Consider the following 20,978-nt stretch of genomic DNA (forward strand, 5'->3'; position numbering starts at 1 on the left):
ATGACTCCGTTCAATTAGCGTGCCCGCACTACATAGTTAGCCAGCATGTTATTCGTGCGCAGCCATTCAATGACCTCTGGGATCAAAAAATCGAGGCTAGCTCCGCTCCCCACGGAGGTGGCGTTAAAAAATGCTCTCACAGGTAGTGGCACGTCGTCGTTCTCGACAAACTTAATATCTGCCAAATCCTTCGAACACCCAAGCACCTCGCGCAGAGCTTCCACGTTACCAGGAATGGTATTGCGGTATTGACTGAAACGCTGGTACAGCTTCGTATAAAGCTCCAAGGCTTTTCGGTTCTCAGGCAGCGCTTGCAAGATGGTCTGCTTGCGTTGCTCGGGAGGCACTCCGCCAAACAGCTTACTGCTGAAGTAGGCTTTCCAGTCCTGTTTCTGCAGCATCTCGACTGAGGCGTTAAACTCGGTAAGCGTCGATATCAGTTTGCTCCAGCCCTTCTTGTCTACCAGAGTGGCAGCCTTGGGTGATTCGGAAAAACGAGCATTAATCTGGCTGATCAATTGTTTCGCCTTCTCAATGTCCGGAATTGGCGAGAACGGAACACTCTGCTCCCTGAACAAGGTATTACGACATGCCAGGGTCACAATCCGGCCTGCCAGTTCCTTCAGTTCATTTCGCTTTGCCGCCAACGCCTCAGCTTCTTCAATACTACTGGTGGCGGCTTCAGCACGTATCAAACGAGCGCGGACACTCTGTGCGTCGATTAAGAGCATACGGTTTCTCCATCCACTCCCAGTGCATCCATTTCATTTAAGAGGTCTTCGAACAAGGTCTGGATTTCACTCGCCTGCGCTTGTGGATCCACGCCCTGGGACTGGTCTTCAAACCGCTTAGCGATTTTCTCAGATGCGCGCACAACCTTGCGCGACGCGTCTACGAACCGCGACGCCACGATGAGCGGATGCACGTCAAAGCGGCCAATGCGGGTGACTAACTTTCCGTCATTCGGCCCCTCGTCCCCCTCTCCCGAGGTCGCAAGTATTGACAGAGCCTCACGCAGTGCGCCACCGCGAAACTCCTCGCACAACGTTTTGAAGGCATTATGACTAATACCGATGTCGTCCACGTTCCAGCTAGCGAATTCCTTCAACTGATCGGCCAGCGCCCTAAGCCCCTCTGCAATTTCTTGCTTATCGAAGTTGTCGCCGAACTCTTCCGTCAGCTTGATACGAATGTTGCCCGCTGCTTGGGATACCTTACCCGCCAGAAGGCTCACACGTGTATCTGACATTATCGCCAATGCTGACTTTAACTCGCTGGGGAGAAACTCAAAGACGCCCGGGTTGGTAGCTTCGCTCTCAGGCAACAAGCAATCGGCCACCCTTACCATGTCGACAGCATAGAGAATCTTCCCTGTAGTGCCTTGGAAACTGCCACAGTAGTCGGTAACGAGTTCCTGTAACTTGGAACGTATCTGTAATGCCTGCTCCTGCAAGACGCGCCAATTGCTGAACTCCGTAGATGATTCCTCAAGCGGACGCCGAGGGATGTTTGGCGCACCGAATAAGAAAGCAGCGAGACTAGCAGGGGTACGCCCGCGGTCGATGAGGCCAAGAATTCGGCTATTGGTGGACAGTAATCGCACGGCCATGCCTAGCTTCTGACGCATGCTGGCATGTACCAGAGCCAATGCACTCGGCATTAGACGGTCAGAGAGGTTGCCGATCCAACAGAGATCATCATCGACACCAGGGTATTGCATCTTGCCGTTATTCAGGTGGTAGAAACGAGTCACGGCAGCTAGCTCTGCACGTAACTGACCAGTGGGATCGGTATCATCTGCCGCAACTACGATCGCGTTGGTAGCAATGCCGCCATCACCGCCAGCATTCGGAATGGATATTTGTTTCAAGGAAATTGGAGTCTTGATACAACGCTCCGCCGACCAGTCAATTCTCTCGTTGAGGGCAGATTCAATCGATTTACGGATTTGATTAGCTACTGTCTGGGAAAGCCTCTCACTGTTTTGCACCCATTTCTCAAGTGCCTGGACCAAGTACTCGTCATCTGGCTTTGGTTGCGAATCCGGAGGTGGTTGGATCGGATCAACGTTCTGTTTACTCTGAACGGCACTGCGGAACTCGATGTTCGGCCGATTCAAATTGAAGGCATCGAATACCTCCTTCGGAATGTAGCCGATCTCCTCCGATGTACGAGGCGCATTGCCCCAGATCGCGACGACACGCCGGTAGCGCTCCCGCACTTCTTCAGACACTGGAAGCGAAGCTAGCCACTGCGTGACCTCCGCATTCGTCCCAGGGGCATTGATGTCTGGTGGCGGAAATTGCCCACGTTCGAATGCTGGCCTGCCTGGCAAAAGCAAGCCACGCAAAATATTGTCAATAATGAAACGCGGAGTAAAGACCAGGGCATTGTTCCGGGTGAGCACAGACCGCGCGAGTTGTTCAATGGCTTGCTCCGTGTATGGGAATAGTGGAATCTCGCCTTCTTTCCCAAAAGCGGCCAACACAGGGGCATCGCTGGTATCCTCATGGTCGGCATATGGCCCGATCCAGGTTTCCTGTCCGGCACGCGCACCACCGTTGATCTCAAAGTGATGCACTAACTCACGGTAGCCCCAGCGCGCAGCATTCAAGTAAGAAGCAACCAGCTCCTTAGTACGGCGCAAGACTTCCTGCTCGCTGGATAATTCGCTTTCCACCTTCCACTCACGCTTCGCACGTGTTGCGATTGTGTCCTCGGAATCTAGATAGCCATCTGTCACTGCGATGACAGAACGCATCGTCGCCAACTCCCTAACCCCGTTGCGCACACCTTCCTGGATCAGCACCTTTAGCAATATATCCTGGATACCCGTGAGTGCCTTGAAGTCTTCCACAAAAATCACCAGTTCGCGCTGTTGCTGAAGTAACAGGCGGCGAATCTCCTGGATGACTTCTTGCAAAGTCATACCACCCAAGGATTGGTGCAGATTGAATAGCTGGCGAATCGCTTGGTCGACAACCTTGCTCTCGTTGAGCAGGCGAGTAGCTGTACGCATGCCTTCACCTTCCCGAACTAACAATGTCCGAGTGTAATAAGCGTGCGTGGTCGAAGCGGCCTTGCTGATGTCTATGGCATCTGGCAGTTGGAAGTCGCCTGCATCAAAGTCCTTGACGTATGCCTCCTGCTCAGCCTGATTCTGACCAGCGATAGCTCGCTGCACGAACCTTGGAAATACTTTCTCGCGAAAATAATCGACAAGTACTGGATCACCCATGAACTTAGGTAAACTAGCAGCATGGCCCCATTGCTCTTTCAATGCCGAATCTCGAGGATTAGCCCTAACACGAGCCTCTAACCCTTTCGTTAATTCGCCCAAAGCGATCTCTAGCTCTCTTTGGAACCTGATAACTGCAGTTTCGATGTTGAGTTCTTCAGTGAACGCCTTAGAAAACTCTGCCTTGACTGGCGCGTACTCCTCCCCTGGCAGTTTTTCGAGGATCAGTTCCACAACTCTCCGGAGACTGGCGCTCTTTGGGATGCGGATGATCACATATCGGTCATCGTCATTCGTGCTCTGCAGACGAGCCGTTAATATACGCACCATGTGCGATTTGCCGACACCGGATGCCCCGGTGATGGGAACAACATGGACTCCGGAGGGTACATCCTTTGTGATCAGGTACTTGAATAGATCTTCTTCGCTAGCTTCGAACTTTACGCCCGAAGAAATCTGCTTATAACTTAGTGGCGAGGGTTTGTGGACAGCTAGCAAGACGGCATCGTGGGCGCCCTCAGCTTCGTGTTTGATGCAGTCATTAATTTCGTCAGCAGTAGGCCAATAACTCAGCAAACTCATGATGCGTCCCTCAACAAGCTGATATGGGTAAAGCTTTCCCATGTCCGCCCCCCCTGCCCGACGAGTGTTAGTCGTGACCCGGCATCAGCCAGAGTCACCAAGCCGATCATTCCCTGCTTCTGCAAACGCCGCAAAGCGAATGACAGCGCAGTCGACAAGTGTCCGGTAGCAGGTGCTGTCCAACTCTCAGGCCTCAGGACCTGTTCCACTTCAAGACGGTAGACGCCAGAATCCAACACCGGCAAACGTACGGCCAAGCGCGACACGAACTCGGCCGCAGGCACTGTTTCGCCTTTTCGAATAACCTCTTTTAATTCCGAGCGCACCGCTACTGTCGGGTCGAAGAAAAAGCTTGAGTCGTCCCCAGTGGCAAAGCCAAGGAATCTCGCCCAAGACCGGAGCCCAGCCCAACGTGTGTCGTTCAGAAAGATGAATCGTCCTGTTTGCACCTGGGTTGTAATCAAACTTTCGATTTCACCATGCGTGCTTGGTAGCGCGTAGATATCCTGAGTCAGGCACCAGGCCAAACCGCGACACAGGTCGGCCGTGCGCCCAACCTCCTCTTCCGAAATGCTGCCATTGGCGGGCCACAAGGGCATCCCGTACTCCAAGCGCAAGGCAAGGCCGCGGCAAATGGCGGGCAGGCGCTCCGTAAATGCGTCAACAGACTCCCCCCGTGTCAATTCAATATCCAAACGAACTTGGTCGCGGTCTTCGGCGAACAATCCGAGAGCGACCCAACGGAGCAGCGTTGCACGAGCCCGGGATGCCAGGTCCTTGCGTTTGTCGTTATCGGTTTCTTTGCCGCTTTCCTTATCGATGCCGGAATGCGGGACGCAGACATTAATCAGATCATCGCGAGAAATGGCTTTGTCTCGGGCGACCATTCTGGCCAGAGTCAGGAGTATCGGATGGAGACCATCGTTTTCACGGTTAAGAATGCTCATTGGGTTATCACTTGAATTAGTTTTTCCAGATGCAGCGCATTCGGGGTGACGTCGGCAAGACGGCGCAAGCTATTACCAGGATCCGGCATGCCGAGCGGTAGCAGCACAACATGGAAGGGCCGCTGCAACATCTGGGTATCCATGATGAGTTCAGGGGAGGAGTCCGGTTCCAGCACCGTCAAACGGGCCAGCGGGGAGTAAGGCTCCAGATCGGAGTCCAAAACCGAACGATGTAGCAGTACCCGGTCGCGCGCGAACTGATATAACCGGGTCCACTCGGGAAGGCACACCAGTGGCGATTCAGGGTGGGCTGCCAACTCACGTACGCCGCATGACTGCACCAGCCATCTAGCGAATTGCAGGATGGCTTGTCGGACGCCGTCCCTGGGTCGACTCTCGTCGTAGAAGACATAGGCAAAAGCGGGGTCCACCCAAGGAAAATTTTTCCGCCAGGCGTCGGCCGACGACGATAAGACACGACTCACCGGCACGACGACCGGTTCGGCATAGTGCCTACGATCCTCAGTATCGAAGCGATCCGCCGGACAGCCGCCGCAAACCTGTGTTACCTGAACCGGCCAGCGCAACGACCGAATACGGTACAACTGTGTAAGCGTGGCACCGACTTCTTGACCGATCTGCTGGTCCAGGCCGCTGGACCGGGGCAGCAGTTGCCGCATCATTTGCAAGTTCCGCTCAGCCGCCTCTAGCGTCTTGTTTCGCGAGGCTCTGATCGCGCCTTCCCAGACTTTGGAAATAAGATGGCCGTCGTTTCGGATTCGTACGCGCACGTTTGCCATTGCCGCTAGCATTGACGAAGCATCCTCGCCCGGCTCGGTATCCTGCTCGTCGCGATTGACCTCTAGTTCGAGAGTTATTAGGCCAGCACGCGCCATCAGGATGAGGGTTCGCATGTTCCAGTTAACGTTGTGTTCGCTTCCCCCCGGTAAACCTTCGCGCACGGCGTCGATATTGATGCCCCACAAGTCCTCTTCAGTAGTTGGTTGGCGTGACTGGTACATGGCCCTCCAGCGGCTGAAGCCAAGCTCATCGGAAATTATCTTGGGCTTTGCGAGTCGCTCCGGCAAAGCCCAGTCGGTATCGTCGAATACCAACAGGCTGACCGACGACTTGCCGTCACGGCCACCGCGCCCCACTTCTTGATAGAAGCGATCCAGAGTTTCCGGAATCGTCGCGTGGATCACCGTGCGCACATCAATCTTATCGAGACCAACGCCAAAAGCTGACGTGGCGACAATGCCATCGAGGCGATTGGCTGCCCACTCCAAAATGATTCGCTGCCGCTCGCGATCGGGCGTCCCACCGTCAAACGTGGCTAGGCGGCGCAGACCTCCGCGAGAACGCAACACTGTGTTCCAAGACGCGATTTCTTCTCGCTTAGTGACGTAAAGAATGAACGGTCGCGGCGCATGTCGCAGTGCCTCAAGTACGCGTTCTTGCTTTTCGTACGTCGATGCAGCCTTGTAGAACCAATATTGCGGCTCCGGGCGAAGATGCACCGCCGATACCATTTGTACGCGTTCGGGGGGGCCGAATAGGCTGGCCAATGTTTCTACCGTTTCATCCGTGAAGGTGGCACTCATTAGCAAGGTTCGAAAACCACGCGGCGCCAACCGAAGCAGGCTGTGGCGCAGACCTGCCAATGCCTGAAAGGAAGGACGGAACTCGTCTCCCCACTGGGTGACCAGGTGAGCTTCATCAATCACGAAGTACCGCAGCATGCCGTCGGTGGTGGCATCCGACACAACACGTAGTAGCGAAGTGGTGAGCGCTTCTGGTGAGGTGAACAGGATTCGCTGGGTGCCATTGCGCAGACGCTGCCGAATCTCGGCACGCTTTTCTTTCGATAAGCCGCCGTACCAAGCCAGCGGCCAGTCGGGGCGGGAAGGACCATTACTTCGAAACAGTTGCTGCATAGCGCGCTCCTGGTCGAGAGCAAGGGCGACCGTCGGCACGACGAAGATGGTCAGATGGCCATCCTCTTTATTTACTAAAGCGGGGGCCTGCCCGACCAAGCTTTTTCCAGAGCCCGTCGGTAAATTGACCATCAGGGTATCGCCTTCTGGGATCAGAAAGGCGGCACGCACCGCCTCGCGTTGACCCGGGGACGAATAGTTCGTAAAGCCGGTTCCATCATGAATGTAGGGATCCACCTCGCAATGCACCATCCGACGTACTTTCTTGTCGGAAAAGGTATCGGCAAACACGCCATGTTCTCCGCTACCAAGCCACTCTGGATGCCACTCTCGAGCTGTTAGCAGATATGCAGTGGGTCCCGCTTCCATCGCTTCCACCCCATGGGCAGTCCAACTTGCCCGATCGGGCCACCCCCGATCGGCAGGCACACGCAGCCTCATATTCTTGCCCGCGCCGTCGCTGGCGCGGAGCAAAACATGCCGCAACAAGGGTTGCAGGTCGGCATGCCATGTTATGTCGCTAGGCTGGGCTTGCGCTGCACTCAACAACTGGAAAATCCGCTCCAGCAAGCTGTCATCTGCCTTTTCCGACCAATCAGTGGCTACTGGCCAAATCCCGAGGACAGTCTGTAATTCATCGAAACCGAAACTCATGCGCCTTCCTGTATGAAGCGTTGGATAAGGGATACAGGTTCGCTAGAGAGGAAGACCACGCCGGCGACGTCGACCTTTATCGAAGGGGACAATATGCCCCGATGGAGAGCGCGGTTAAGCTCCTGTTCTAACATAAGCTGGTGTGCCTCGGCCTGCGCCTCCCGACCTTGTAAGGACTGGATACGGGTCTGCAACTGGGCGTAGCGTATCTCGTCTTCGGCCACCGCCCGATCCAGCGCGCGGTGCTGCCGCCCCTTCAATTCCGGCCTCGCAATCACAATAGCCAGCGCGCGGTCGCGCATCCGCTCACAGCGCTCCTCCCAGTTGGCAAAAGTATCCGGCGCCACCCTCCGAAAAGCACGTAAGTAAGGTGTCTCAAGATTCTTGTCGATGTATCCCTTACCACCCTTTTTTGCATACTTAGCAATCAAAAAACGCTCAATAAAATGTTGCGGCAGTTCATCTCCGTCCTCGTCCACCCAGACTTGCACCACCGCAGGGCTAAATAAGGAGTCTCCACGTCTTGCCAGTACAGCCTGTGCTGCTTCGCCCGATTGACCATGATCGGCAGTCAGAACCGCGATGGCATCATCCAAGCACGCCTCCACCACAAAGTCGAAGCGGAAACAAAGTCGGATTTCTGAAGGCGAAAAATGGTCGAACACTTGCCGCCACATCACATAACTACGGCCACGGTCGTCCAAATCCGAAAATGACATGACAGCCTCGATAAACGCTGTTCCATAACGCAATGGGCTCACTCTGCGCCTGACGGCAGTAGGACGGTGTACAGCATACGGATAGGATTTCGGTAGGGCAGCACGACTGCCTGGTGCTTCAAAATCAATAGCGCCCAAAAAATCGTTAATGAACCCAGACGAGGGAATGAGTGTCGGTGACTGATTGTTGCCATCCGGCGGGTAGTAGTGAAAGCGGAACGGATCGTCCACCGAATGGGTACCAGGAGTTCGCGGTTCATCTTCCTTGCGGAACAGAAGCGTATCTTCGATCCAATACATCATCGTGTCACGGATGGTCCTCCAATCCCCATCTACTTCGAACAAGTCGTCTAGATCCGCTTCAGGCAACGGCGACAGTTGGTCCAGCGCGTCTTGCTGATCAATCAGTTTGAGTTCGCGGGCCACTAAGCCGGAGGACCCAGCCAAACGATCACGCAACGCGTCAAGGGCTTCTACGCCGCCATGGATCAGTGCCCCCATCAAAACATCTAGTTCAGCCTCAACCAGGTACTGCAGGCTCGAGATGGACTGGTTAAAAACGCCCCATCCCTGGTCGAGAATGCCGAACCATGCGGCTTGGAGCGGCGCGTCTTCATCGAGCAATACGTATGACTGCACCGAAGTGCCGGCGCCATAGCGGTCAACACGCCCCATGCGCTGTTCGATACGATTTGGTTGTAGGGGGAGGTCAAAATGCACCACGACCTTATCCCCGCCCTGCAGGTTGATGCCCTCTTCTGCCTGGCGGTCGCAGACAATGACCCGAATCGCGGAATTGGTTAGAAATTCTCGCCAACAATGCTCATTAACCCCATCACTAACCTCGCCAACATCGTGTCGTATCAGACCGAGGTTGCTGCTCCTTAAGTGAGCAAAGACTTTGTCAGCGACACTCTCGCTGGCGCAGAAAACTACCGCCTTGGTCGACTCCGGCAACGTTCGCAACCCCACATACAACCGGTCGAGGCGGGTCTCCATCCACTCCTCGTCCTCAATCGCACGGATGACGGTCCTGAGAAGTACCTCCTCTCCGATAAAGGACTTAGACGCGTCGCTCTCAATAATGCGTTGGCGCTCCGTGCAAAGTTGGCGAAGGACACCTAGATCCTCCAAAAGAGCGCAAGTCACGGTCCAGTAGAACGCCACGAGCGCCTGCGCAACAGCGGCATCCGCTGAACCGATCGACAGCGAAGCACTAACGCGCCAGTCCTCTACAACTGATTCGAGACGCTTCATCGCTGAATCCTTAACCGTCCAGACTTGCGCTCCTTTGCGGTCGGGCGTTAAACCCTCTACTTGGCTACGGCGGTTGCGCAGGATGCGGCGATTGAGACGGTAAGTCTCGGAGATATGAGCTCGCAGGTGCCGCACAGCAATGCAAAATTCCGCGTCATCCTCGTCGGGCAACTCGAGCAACTTCTCCTTCAGCGCTCGAGTCAACTGCGCCAAACGCAGGTCGTTCGGAATACGCTCAGTCAAATCATCGAGCGCAGCATCCATGAAAAAGAAATTGCTCGGATCTAGGGCAGCGACCGTCTCAGCGAGCGCCTGTCGATTGACGATCTTGGCATGGAAGTTCTCTAGATCATCGAGTTGGTAAACCACCGGATCCAGCAGATGAAGCATGCGCAGAAAGCCTTCCTCGTTACGCAAAATCGGCGTCGCCGACAGCAGGAGCAAACGGTCAGTACTCTGCGCCACATCGCTAATTAGACGGTACAAGTCTTGCTTTGCATCGTCAGCGTGAGGGTCGGCCAAATGATGCGCTTCGTCGATGACAAGCAAAGATAGGTTGGACAGAACGTCGCGCAAACCCTCGTTATCTTCCTGGGGCAGCACGAATACCGATTCATCGATGAAATCGCGCAATCCAAAGCGAACGATTAACTCATCCCGCCATTGGGTCACCAAGGCATGCGGGACTAGCACGAGGACTCGATGCTTACGCAAATCATCGAGCACAACTTGGCGGATGATAACTCCCGCCTCGATCGTCTTACCGAGGCCAACCTCGTCCGCAAGCAGATAACGCTGGGAGTGATCGGTCAAAACGCGTCGCACTACATCAATCTGGTGAGATTCCAATTCGATAGCAGAGGACAGCAAGGCAGAAATGCCAAACGCAGCGCCTCGTTGATGAAGGTAATTCTGTAGGAAGCCAGACCGCGCATCAGCAAAGCGAGGCGTTTCGGTAACAAAGTTACCAAGGAAACTGACCGGGTCTTGGACCGGTCGCTTCCATCGAACAAAGACCTGTTCGTAGCCAAGATAAACGTCGACTTTGTCAGCCAAGCGGATCTCGACGCCTTCACCGTCGTCCTCGCGTACTCGCCCGATACGCCACTGACCATCTAGTTCGTCGTACGTAAAAACTCGGGTATTTCGTCCCAAGCGCTTTTGCTTGATTGAGGATAGAGGTACGTGAACCCGGTGTCGCATCGCGCTGGTCGGACAATCGAAATACTCAACGACACCTATCGAACCATCACGGCCAACGAGCTTACCCAAGCCATCACTTTCAGAATCTTTCACTAAACAGAACATGACACCTCTTGCCCGTGCAATAGGACACCACAAGAGAAATGTCTTCAGCACTTCCTTGGCTGCCTCCAACGTTCGCGTTGAATTACCTCAAAGAGGATACAACCGCCGCCCGTCAGAGTGAACGGATTTTTCAATGCATTAGTACCTGCTAACTGGGCCGTGCCACTTTCAGCCAAACACCATCATTGGGGAATCGGTCGGTGCTTTGACACCACCCAGCACCATCCCGCGACAATCGCTCGCGGGATGGGTTCTGGCCTGCGTGTTGAGTAACTCAACCATACCGAGCAATTTACGAATCGAGCAAAGCTCCATAAGGCCAGGGTCATCGTCATCGTCATCGTCATCGTCATCGTCATCGTCGCCCAGATGGTGAGCCATATGTAGCAACCTTAATCCGGCTTTCCGGCAGCTAAGCCAGCATTCCCGCAAATTGTCGAACAGTGTGGACCTCGCCATTCAGTTCGAGGAAAGGCCAATCGCCTCCCCGGCGGTACGCAGTGATCGGAGTACCAATGCTAACCCGCGAGACTCGATCATCGCGAACCTCAACCAGCAACTGGATCAGTTCTTCGGGGCCGACCGATCGCTGCAGGAAATCGCCGCCGGCGTCACCGGTGAGAAAGAAGGCCCAATCAGCAGCACGCGCAGCAACAAGTTGCGGGATGCTCGCAACAAGGAAGCCGAACCTTCGGGCGTTGGTCGACACCGGCCTCACCATCGTCGAAGCAGCGAAAGAAATGGGTATGGAAGACAAACGCGCCAGGCTGATCGCCCGCAAGAACAGCATCAAGTTCCCGGGCCCTACGTGAGACGTATCAACAACCGGGTGCGCCAGCGCTGACGATAGACATGGCTGGATCTACCGCCCCGCGGAATTGAAGAGGCAGGCCATGGCCGAGGAAGAGCAGGAGCCGACGGCGGAAGCCATCAAACAGCGCAAGAAGCGCGAAAAGGAAGCGGCCAAGAACGCCTCGCTGGGCATCGAGAAATTCAAGGTTGAGGTGGCCAGAGTGTCGAACCGGTTCCGGCACTCAGTTAGCCGGTAGTCCGCGCGAAGTCAGGGTGCGTTTCAGTTTATCGAGCGCGATTTGAAGTTTGGCTCGATCGTCCTTCATTTCCTCCATAAACCAAATCACTCCCGTGAGATACCCAATAATCAGATCCTCCGCACTGATGAAAACGGTATCGCTTGAGTTGTTTGCGGTGCAGCTTGCACCTCCAAACGTATAGAGAATTTTGCGAATCGAGACATCACTTTGATTGGCGGTGGATTCAGAAGTGCCTGTATGCAAAATGCCATTTCTCGCCTCCCACAACTCCTGCGCAGTGCAGGCCATGGGCATATGTGGAAGTACGAACTTATCTACCCAGGCTTTGAAGTCCGTACCAGATGAGCGCTCTTTTGAGATTGATAACCAAGCCATCTGGTCAATACCTGCATACGTCAGCATGACAGCTGGAACCAGGTGCCCCCCATCGCGAAGCGCGGTGACCGCATCGGTCATTTTCTTGGCAAAAGAGAAAATTTCCAACTCGCTCATTACCGCTCCCTGAACCGGCGGAATGCCGGGCCGAACACAAATACCCCACTTCAACGAATCACGCCAGCCGGCGAGGATCCCGCATGAATATCTACCGGCACACGTTTGTCGCGGTATGCCCGGCCGACGGCGAAACGATCATCTATCGCCTTGAAGTCCGGACGCCCACCATGATCGATGTCGAGCACATCAAGACCGCGACCGCGCTGATCAAAAAGGGGTGGCACGAGCAGATCGCCGACCGTCTGGCCGAATCCCTCGGCTGCGATCAGACCATCATCGCCACGCACCAAGGCGTAGAGGTTGAAACAGTGAGGCTGAGCGGATGAATCATTACCACGGCACGCCGGCCGGAGGTAGACGCGAGGATAGTGCCAAATTTCTAGCTGGCCGCCACGCCTTAGTGCCCTTCCCCCGCCAAGACGACATGGGCATCGTCGCAGATGTTTGTCAGCCCTTCGTATTCGACAACGGCGCGTTTTCAATCTGGACCAGGGGCGGAACGCTTGATGCCGACGGATACATCGGGTTGAGCAGTGGCACCGTCACCCTGGATTTGACTGGGCGCTGATCCCTGATGTGATTGACGGCGATGAAGCGGCGAATGATTCGCTTCTGGCTGAATGGCCGAGGGAGTAATTAGGTGTGCCGATTTGGCACCTACACGAATCGCTTGAACGTCTCCAGCGAATGGCCAACGGTTGCGTTCGGCAGTTCTGGACAGTGTCGTTCGCCCGGCACGGCTGCCTGGTGGAAGCGGATGGGTACGGCGATGGATGCAATAGTGACGATCAAGGCCGGCCATATTGCAAGCTTCACGGCCTCAGAATGCTCGACCCTGCCATATTCCAGCACCTGCCATTTGCCTCGGCAGATTCTACTAATGCAACTGTTAATGGTGAAAGTGTAAGCAGGTTTGGAATGTATGTTCCACCAACCGCCGGACAACGAGCATACGTGATTGCAGAAGGGATTGAGGCAATTAATTCTGCGACCATTTGGAAAGGAACTGCCCAGATGGACATATTCACCGAGCCATTCGAGTTCACCTCGTGATCAAAGGCCTGTACGACTGACAGGGCCTCTCCGAATGTTAACGGCCTGAGCAAGGTCAATGATTTTTCGTTTACGATCCTCGTATACCTCTTCAAGCAGTAGTTCTAGAATTTCGAAGGCGTGGAGGGCATCCGCTGCTTGGAAATCGCGCACAGCATGGCTTCCGCTGTTGCCTAGCCACCTGATCGCATTTAAAAGGATCACGACGCCTTCGTTCCCGGGAGCTATAGCGTCGATCCTTTCTTTAAGGGGGTAGAACTTTTCACCAGATTTTAATGGCGGCACGCCAAGGGACGTCACGACGTGCTCTACGGCACATCGCATGCTATTACAACTTGACCCAGGATCTGAAAAGTAAAGTTTGAAAGCAGTGAGAAGGTGCTGCCGAACCTCTTTTGGGGTAGCAGTTGGAATATCTATAAATTGGAGATTTGGGCAAAAGAACTCTGGTTTATAAAATCCTTGGTAACTTGTGTACACGTCATCCTCGTGACTACCTTGTTCATAGTGCAGATCGATATATCCGGTACCAACAACAAAAACTTTTTCACTACAAGCCATGCAAGATAACGCACAAGAGAATGTCAGTTGAGAAAATTCGTAATCCCACCACTCTTCCATCGAGTGCTTTTTGGTTTCACCAATTTCATTTGATTCTAACTCCCCATCCATAACCAATACGCCTGACCGGCATGTAGGACATTGATACTTTGGGAATTCGCCGACAACGAAAGCGCCCGTTAAATTTTTCTTATCCAGCATTTACTTGCCCTTTTAGTCCATTGATGATTGATGCTAAGCCGATACTATCTTTTTGGAAAACCTATGCCTACAGAAAATCTGATGAACCGAATTTGCCTAGCTAGCCCCATGACTGGCCCGCGCGACTTTAACTATTCAGCCTCCGACGCTGAGACTACCCGCTTGCATAGGTTGGGCTTCCACGTGGTAAACCCCGCCGAGTTCCTGGAACGACTGCATGCGCCGCGACATCGCCATGCGCCATTACCCTTGACCATTCATAGGCTCAGGCAGTAACGGTAAAGCGGCGATGCACGAGGGGTTCCAGCTCATCGGTTGCGAGATTGACGAGCAATATGCGGTGATCGCCAAAGCACGGATTGAGTATGAAGATGCCTGGGTGCGAAAGCAGAAGATCGAGACTGACCAGTCTCGATCTTTTTCGGCACTGCCTGACCTACCCTCACCTATTGCGCGGAGGGTGATCAGCAATTCCCAGGTGGGATGCTGTTTTTTATTGAAGTTCTTCAGCCACTCCCTCTTTTTCTCAGTGGAGTGCCCAGACGTTTCGTTTTATGAGACTTCCTTCTCTTCTTCAGCCATTTCGCTGCCTTCTCGGTTTTGGTATTTCGGCACTTGTGATCTAGAATCGTAAATCATCTTTAACATCAATAGTTGACATCCGACTTAAGTTCCTCCCACGTCGGTGACAGAATCTTGTTTGCAACGACCCCGATTACTGAAGCAGTATTCTGAGCTTGCGAAACCACAACCTCGACGCCATTAGTGCTTTTTAGTTTGACTCGACGGGCGTTTCCATCCTTATCCTGTTTATGCCCAGTTATTTTAACCCAGTGAGCACGATATCGTAGCCAATCTATTTCCGAGACTCTGGACCTTAACTCAGTAGCAGTAATCACCGGGTTACGATCCCAATTTTGCTTTAAATATTTAACTTGTGCATTATAAGCTTCTTCTACTGTCAACCCGGCATCTTTGGAGCCGATCGCCCCCAGTAGCGGACCGATTTCGTCAATGCGAGTTCTGTGATAAGCGATCGCTAACGCTTTAAGCGCGAAAGGCCAACCATGAACATAGATTTTTCTGAACGGATCCTTTGTTGCTGGCACCTGCTCTTCCCAGTAATCCCCGAAGCTATGTTCAAGCATTTCTATAAAATCTCGAGCAAATGGCAAGAATCGATTAACATGGAAGTGCTTGAAATGCTCCGTTTTCAATTTACCTTCGGATACAACGTTTAAAAGCATTTGCTCCATAGTGCTTAAATCAACTAGATACTTAGTAGACTTCTCACTTGTGCTAGTATCTCTACCGGTGCCTAAACGGGACTCGAAGATAGTTCCGGCTAGAGCATTAACTCTCAACTCACTGAGTGCCGAGGACGTGTCTAAACTTATCACAAGGTTTTTATTCTTTTTTGATCCTCGGCCATTTCGATCAGCAAAACTCTGACCGGCTTTTCTCTCATCCATATTGAGTTCAATCTCAAGAGTCACTACCAAATTCTCCAGAGCTCTTGACTCAACGGCGTCTTTGGAATTAGCCACAGAGAATAAGGCGGCGGTCTGAGTTTGGCCGTCTGACTGCATCAAAGGCGATTTAGGCAAATAGATAATGCCGTAAAGGCAGTTGGGATTAGACTCATCCAAGGCAACAAAAATGGTTTGATCAAATACTTGGGACGACTGCCACCCCGAAATAGTGGGCAGATATAGAGGCCGGTCACCTCGAATGCCTTCTAAAATGTAGTCACGAAAATCTATTTTATTTTGAGCTTTCTGACCTTTAAAGTCACTTTGAGTACGCTCATGCATTTCCCTCATCTTAAGCGCATCATAGTTATCCGGAGGCGGATTAGATGGATCGTATCTGACCATATCCACAAAAACACTTAACGTAGGATGAACTGTGACAAGAATTCTCCAAGGGGCATCTGCCGAGATAACACCCTTACGACTTAGTGTACCGTGTATCTTAATATAGCTCGCCGTAGGACTTTGAAATTCATACCCGCTTTTTTCGAAAGTAGCGAGATCAGCAGGATTAGTTTGAGCTCTTACGATCCGTAGCCCCTGATAGCTATCATCTTTCTGTATAGATTTATTTAAAACTACTTTTTGAGCCAAATTAGGTATTATCATTAATCCCTTCCTTAAAGTGATGGCGCATATGGTATGCGAGGAAGCGAGGCGGCCGAATATTCATTTATATAGCCAGATCGCCTCAGCCAACCGGGAATAACCACTAACTCAAGATTTAAATTCATAACCTCATTGGCAATTATTATTTCCGGGGTGAAACTGAAAGCAGCAATCACTCCTCGTATAGGACGGAATGACTCTGCTTGTCGAGCCAACGCGACGTATTGAAGTATCTGCCCTAACGCCTTGTAGTCTGCGTTGATTTTAAACTCCCACTCCCTTATTAGGTCTGACTTATCAACCGTACGCATGTCAGCCCGAAGCAAAGTTCCTTTGTAGCGCTGCTCAGTACGCGCCAATAACTCTCCAGCACGATGGTTTTGCAAGCCACGCGCAAACTCATCTCGGACACGGCATTCATGCTCATATATTTTCATGGGGTCTGTAATGACATACATTTTACTACGCGCCCTCCATAGCAATCGAAAAGTTTCAGAAAACCATTTTAGTTCAATTACAACAACCAAGACGGTGTTATACCATTAAATCCATTAAGCGCGGAATCGGCTTCAACACCGCCTTGTCCATACCTCACGTCAAAATCAATTTCAGTCGCTGTTGCCGCGAGGACAAGTCATGCCTGAAGAAACTGTTTTGATCCAGCCTTCACCTGTTGTCCGCGATGAGAACGGCATGTTTTTGGCTAGACGTGCCATCGGTTGACGAAGGTGATGAAGAAAAGAGCAAGCAGTGGGTCGCCGAGCAAGGTCTGACTTTCCTGCGGGTCAGACTCGAAAACGCCGAAGAGGCCATTGCGGATCGATACTTCGAGTCAGGCGACCCCGATTGCAGTTTCTGGGAGCCTGATCGACCAGGCGGCGAGGACTGGTTTGGCTTTTCCATCAATGACACCGATGACGGCCCTGTCTGCTGATGGGTGCGGCGAGTGTCGTCATGATCACCCCAGTCTGGTTCGCCTACGTGTACTGCTAAAGAGGCCGCGCCGGTAAGGGTTCACCCCACCAGACACCTCAAGAGGTGAGTTGTGTGTATTACGACTGGCGAGGTAATTCAATAAACCTTAGTTCAGTTACTTAACTTGCCTGACACCCCTCATCTGATTTCCACAACTCACCTACCAACCGACTGGTGAACGGCGGGCGAGGAATCGCTATGCCCCAAGTAAACTGACTCGCCGATGATCCAAAGGCCAAATACGACTTCCGATGGGATCCAGCCACTTACAAGGAGGCCGAGAAACTAACCGGCTTTCGGCTGGAACGACGCACCAATTACCTGATCATGCGGAATGGCCAAGACAAGCAGATCCAGACATGCACGCTCGAGTGCAGCGGATGATCGTGTGATTGCGGCGCTGAATACGGTTGCTCGTATGAACCAAACGGCTGCTCAGAATGCGGCCACACCGGCAAGAGGCGAATGACCTTTGGTTTTCCCGCCAGACCCCATTTGGAGCGGGAAACGAGACTCGGCCTGGCGCTCCCCCACATATACATATTTGCATCGAGACAAACGTTCCAATTTTTTCGTGGGGGTAAATGTGGGGGTATTTTTCAGGCATGAAAAAACCCAACCTTTTCAGATTGGGCTAAGTCATTGAAAAATATGGTCGGGACGGAGTGATTCGAACACTCGACCCCTAGCACCCCATGCTAGTGCGCTACCGGACTGCGCTACGCCCCGACTAGGCGTGTTACTGGGTTCGCTTCGCAACGAAGCGATCAGGAATATACCGCAAGCTTTTGAAATGTGGAAGTATTTTAAAAGCCGGAATTACTTCTTCAAAACCACCAGCACATCTTCGAGTTCGGAGATCATCTGGCGGATCATTTGCTTGTATTGGGTGGTGTCGTCTTTGGCTTCATCACCGGACATACGCTGGCGCGCGCCGCTGATGGTGAACCCCTGGTCGTACAGCAACGCACGGATCTGTCGGATCATCAGCACATCCTGGCGCTGATAATACCGACGGTTCCCGGTGCGTTTGACGGGGTTGAGTTGAGGAAACTCCTGCTCCCAATAGCGCAGCACGTGCGGCTTTACCGCACAGAGCTCGCTGACTTCACCAATGGTGAAGTAGCGTTTGCCTGGGATGACGGGCAGTTCGTCGTTATGACTTGGTTCCAGCATAAGCCTCAACTCGGGCCTTCAACTTCTGCCCTGGACGAAAGGTGACCACACGGCGAGCCGTGATCGGGATTTCTTCTCCCGTTTTTGGATTGCGGCCAGGCCGCTGGCGTTTGTCCCGCAGGTCAAAATTGCCGAAACCGGACAATTTGACCTGTTCGTTGTCTTCAAGTGCGTGCCTGATTTCTTCAAAGAACAGCTCGACCAATTCCTTGGCCTCGCGCTTGTTCAGGCCCAGCTCTTCATACAGACGTTCCGCCATCTCAGCTTTCGTCAAAGCCCCCATACGTCACTTCCTTAACGTGGCGTTCAACCTTTGTTCGAGCGAGGTGAGGATATTTTGCGTCGTCGTATTCACCTCATCGTCATTAAGAGTGCGCGATGGATGCTGCCAGGTCAAGCCAACTGCAAGGCTTTTTCTATGCGGATCAATGCCTTTACCCTGATAGACGTCAAATAGCCTGAGGTCTGTCAGCCATTCCCCTGCATTTTCACGGATTACGTCCAGAACAGCACTGGCCGCAACACCTTGATCGGCAATCAGCGCCAGATCACGTCGTACTTCAGGGAAACGCGACAACTCGCTGAATTTAGGCATTTTGCCCGAGGTCACTTCAGCCAAGACTAGCTCAAAAACGAAGACTGGACGGTCCAGCCCCAAGGTTTTCGACAGTTCCGGGTGAATCGCGCCAACGAAGCCCACCAGGCGACCTTCACGTTCGATACGGGCGGTCTGGCCCGGGTGCAACGCCGGGTGTTTGCCAGGGGTGAAAGTGAAGGCATCCAGCGCACCGGCAAAGCCCAGCACCGCTTCCACATCAGCCTTGACGTCGAAGAAGTCGACGGTGTCACGACCTTGTGCCCAGCCTTCCGGCAGACGGCTGCCGCAAACCACGCCAGCCAGCATCGGCTCTTGTTTCAGGCCATCCAACTGACCGACAAAACGCAGCCCGCTTTCGAACATGCGCACGCGGTCTTGCTGACGGTTCAGGTTGTGGGACAGCGCCTTCACCAGACCCGGCCACAGCGACGAGCGCATGGCGGCCATGTCGTTGGAGATCGGGTTAGCCAGCAACAGCGGCTCGACACCCGGGTTGAACAGTTCGAATTGCTTTGGATCGATGAAGCTGTAGGTCACCGCTTCCTGATAACCACGGGCAACCAGCAGGCGACGCAGTTCCGGCAGGTGTGCACGGGCTTCGGCTTTCGGCTGCGGCGCCAGGCGCGCTTGCGGGTAACGAACCGGCAGGCGGTTGTAGCCGTACAGGCGGGCCAGTTCTTCGATCAGGTCGACTTCCAGGCTGATATCGAAGCGATGGCTTGGCACTTCTACGTGCCACTGCCCTGCTTCACCGGCCGAGATGCCGAGGCCGAGTGCCGACAGCAGGCGCTCGATTTCAACCGGCTCGATCACCAGGCCGAGCATTTGCTCAACGGCCTTGGCGCGCAGGATGATCGGTGCAACCGACGGCAGGTGCTGTTCGCTGACGGTTTCGATGATCGGGCCGGCTTCGCCGCCAGTGATTTCCAGCAGCAGGCCAGTGGCGCGCTCCATGGCTTCACGGGCCAGCTGCCAGTCCACGCCACGCTCGTAGCGGTGCGAGGCGTCGGTGTGCAGGCCGTAGGAACGGGCCTTGCCAGCGATGGCGATCTGATCGAAGAAAGCGCTTTCGAGAAAGATGTCGCGAGTGGTTGCGGACACGCCACTGTGCTCACCCCCCATCACGCCGGCAATCGCCAGGGCGCGGGAATGGTCAGCGATCACCAGGGTGTCGGCACGCAGGCTGACTTCCTGGCCGTCGAGCAGTACCAGCTTCTCGCCTTCCTCGGCCATGCGCACGCGGATGCCGCCGTTGATTTCGGCGAGATCGAAGGCGTGCAGCGGTTGGCCCAGTTCCAGCATCACGTAGTTGGTGATGTCGACGGCAGCGTCGATGCTGCGCACTTCGGAACGGCGCAGGCGCTCAACCATCCACAGCGGGGTTGGCTTGGACAGGTCGACGTTACGGATCACGCGACCCAGGTAACGTGGGCAGGCGTTGGGGGCCAGCACTTCGATCGAACGCACTTCGTCGTGCACGGCAGGTACCGCTGCAACCACCGGGCGGGTCACGGTCGCGGCGTACAGTGCGCCGACTTCACGCGCCAGGCCCGCCAGCGACAGGCAGTCGCCGCGGTTCGGGGTCAGGTCGACCTCGATGCTGGCGTCTTCCAGTTCCAGGTAGACACGGATGTCCTGGCCCACTGGCGCATCGGCCGGCAGTTCCATCAGGCCATCGTTGCCTTCACCGACCTGCAGCTCCGCCTGGGAGCACAGCATGCCGTTGGACTCAACGCCACGCAGCTTGGCCTTCTTGATCTTGAAGTCGCCTGGCAGCTCGGCACCGATCATGGCGAACGGGATTTTCAGGCCCGGGCGCACGTTTGGCGCTCCGCACACGACCTGGAAGGTTTCCGCGCCGTTGCTGACCTGGCACACACGCAACTTGTCAGCGTCCGGGTGTTGCTCGGTGCTCAGCACCTCGCCCACTACCACGCCACTGAAAACACCGGCGGCCGGCGTAACGCTATCGACCTCAAGGCCGGCCATCGACAGACGAGCAACCAGCTCGTCGCGACTTACCTGCGGGCTTACCCAGCCACGCAGCCATTGTTCACTGAATTTCATCCTGCTCTCCTAAAGAT

16 protein-coding genes, 1 tRNA gene and 1 pseudogene are annotated in these 20,978 nt (G+C 54.0%); 3 read left to right on the forward strand and 15 right to left on the reverse strand.

What is annotated here, in order from left to right; genetic code table 11:
- Positions 1–14: 14 nt before the first annotated feature.
- The 7 genes from dpdI to HX873_RS20885 form a co-directional block, all read right to left on the reverse strand.
- Positions 15–731, reverse strand: a complete 717-nt coding sequence (gene dpdI, locus HX873_RS20855; protein WP_177123141.1) for a protein DpdI — start codon at positions 729–731, stop codon at positions 15–17.
- Positions 722–3,820 (reverse strand): protein DpdH, encoded by a 3,099-nt coding sequence (gene dpdH, locus HX873_RS20860; protein WP_177123142.1) that lies wholly within the window; start codon positions 3,818–3,820, stop codon positions 722–724. Before dpdH ends, dpdI begins: the two co-directional genes overlap by 10 nt.
- Positions 3,817–4,767 carry a protein DpdG gene (dpdG, locus tag HX873_RS20865; RefSeq protein ID WP_177123143.1) on the reverse strand — a complete coding sequence of 317 codons (951 nt, stop codon included), beginning with the start codon at positions 4,765–4,767 and terminating at the stop codon, positions 3,817–3,819. The genes dpdH and dpdG overlap by 4 nt, the downstream gene beginning before the upstream one ends.
- Complete coding sequence (gene dpdF / locus HX873_RS20870) at positions 4,764–7,358, reverse strand: protein DpdF (RefSeq protein WP_177123144.1); 2,595 nt, start codon at positions 7,356–7,358, stop codon at positions 4,764–4,766. The genes dpdG and dpdF overlap by 4 nt, the downstream gene beginning before the upstream one ends.
- Positions 7,355–10,693, reverse strand: coding sequence for a protein DpdE (dpdE, locus tag HX873_RS20875; RefSeq protein WP_177123145.1), 3,339 nt, complete (start codon positions 10,691–10,693; stop codon positions 7,355–7,357). Before dpdE ends, dpdF begins: the two co-directional genes overlap by 4 nt.
- Before the next feature lie 117 nt (positions 10,694–10,810).
- Positions 10,811–11,023 carry a hypothetical protein gene (locus tag HX873_RS20880; protein WP_177123146.1) on the reverse strand — a complete coding sequence of 71 codons (213 nt, stop codon included), beginning with the start codon at positions 11,021–11,023 and terminating at the stop codon, positions 10,811–10,813.
- 31 nt (positions 11,024–11,054) lie between these two features.
- The gene (locus tag HX873_RS20885) at positions 11,055–11,432 is read right to left on the reverse strand and encodes a hypothetical protein (RefSeq protein ID WP_177123147.1); all 378 of its coding nucleotides are present in this window, start codon (positions 11,430–11,432) and stop codon (positions 11,055–11,057) included.
- Positions 11,433–11,535: 103 nt separating this feature from the next.
- Here HX873_RS20885 and HX873_RS20890 point away from each other — a divergent pair, with 103 nt between their 5' ends.
- Positions 11,536–11,691 carry a hypothetical protein gene (locus tag HX873_RS20890; protein WP_177123117.1) on the forward strand — a complete coding sequence of 52 codons (156 nt, stop codon included), beginning with the start codon at positions 11,536–11,538 and terminating at the stop codon, positions 11,689–11,691.
- On the opposite strand, the gene HX873_RS20895 is transcribed toward HX873_RS20890, so the two are convergent.
- The gene (locus tag HX873_RS20895; RefSeq protein ID WP_177123148.1) at positions 11,677–12,186 is read right to left on the reverse strand and encodes a hypothetical protein; all 510 of its coding nucleotides are present in this window, start codon (positions 12,184–12,186) and stop codon (positions 11,677–11,679) included. The genes HX873_RS20890 and HX873_RS20895 overlap by 15 nt on opposite strands.
- Positions 12,187–12,269: 83 nt before the next feature.
- On the opposite strand from HX873_RS20895, the gene HX873_RS20900 reads away from it, so the two are divergent.
- Positions 12,270–12,515: a hypothetical protein gene (locus HX873_RS20900; protein ID WP_177123149.1), complete on the forward strand. Its 246-nt coding sequence runs from the start codon at positions 12,270–12,272 to the stop codon at positions 12,513–12,515.
- 727 nt (positions 12,516–13,242) lie between these two features.
- Here the strand turns inward: HX873_RS20900 and HX873_RS20905 are convergent.
- From HX873_RS20905 to HX873_RS20915, 3 genes are all read right to left on the reverse strand, one after another.
- Positions 13,243–14,004: a DUF4145 domain-containing protein gene (locus tag HX873_RS20905; protein ID WP_177123150.1), complete on the reverse strand. Its 762-nt coding sequence runs from the start codon at positions 14,002–14,004 to the stop codon at positions 13,243–13,245.
- Between the two features lie 647 nt (positions 14,005–14,651).
- A complete protein-coding gene (locus tag HX873_RS20910; RefSeq protein ID WP_177123151.1) occupies positions 14,652–16,145 on the reverse strand; it encodes a DNA sulfur modification protein DndB in 1,494 nt (497 codons plus the stop codon).
- A gap of 11 nt (positions 16,146–16,156) precedes the next feature.
- Complete coding sequence (locus HX873_RS20915; RefSeq protein ID WP_177123152.1) at positions 16,157–16,603, reverse strand: hypothetical protein; 447 nt, start codon at positions 16,601–16,603, stop codon at positions 16,157–16,159.
- A 178-nt stretch (positions 16,604–16,781) separates the two neighbouring features.
- Between HX873_RS20915 and HX873_RS20920 the strand changes: the two are divergent.
- Positions 16,782–17,079, forward strand: a pseudogene (locus tag HX873_RS20920) (hypothetical protein).
- A 693-nt stretch (positions 17,080–17,772) separates the two neighbouring features.
- Here HX873_RS20920 and HX873_RS20925 read toward each other — a convergent pair.
- From HX873_RS20925 to pheT, 4 genes are all read right to left on the reverse strand, one after another.
- Positions 17,773–17,849, reverse strand: a tRNA-Pro gene (locus HX873_RS20925).
- Positions 17,850–17,939: 90 nt separating this feature from the next.
- A complete protein-coding gene (locus tag HX873_RS20930; protein ID WP_003219935.1) occupies positions 17,940–18,296 on the reverse strand; it encodes a MerR family transcriptional regulator in 357 nt (118 codons plus the stop codon).
- Complete coding sequence (gene ihfA, locus HX873_RS20935) at positions 18,277–18,579, reverse strand: integration host factor subunit alpha (RefSeq protein ID WP_002553164.1); 303 nt, start codon at positions 18,577–18,579, stop codon at positions 18,277–18,279. The genes HX873_RS20930 and ihfA overlap by 20 nt, the downstream gene beginning before the upstream one ends.
- Before the next feature lie 3 nt (positions 18,580–18,582).
- Positions 18,583–20,961, reverse strand: coding sequence for a phenylalanine--tRNA ligase subunit beta (pheT, locus tag HX873_RS20940; protein WP_177123153.1), 2,379 nt, complete (start codon positions 20,959–20,961; stop codon positions 18,583–18,585).
- Positions 20,962–20,978 lie beyond the last annotated feature (17 nt).

Origin of the sequence: Pseudomonas sp. P7758 (assembly GCF_013386485.1) — a bacterium.
GTDB lineage: Bacteria > Pseudomonadota > Gammaproteobacteria > Pseudomonadales > Pseudomonadaceae > Aquipseudomonas.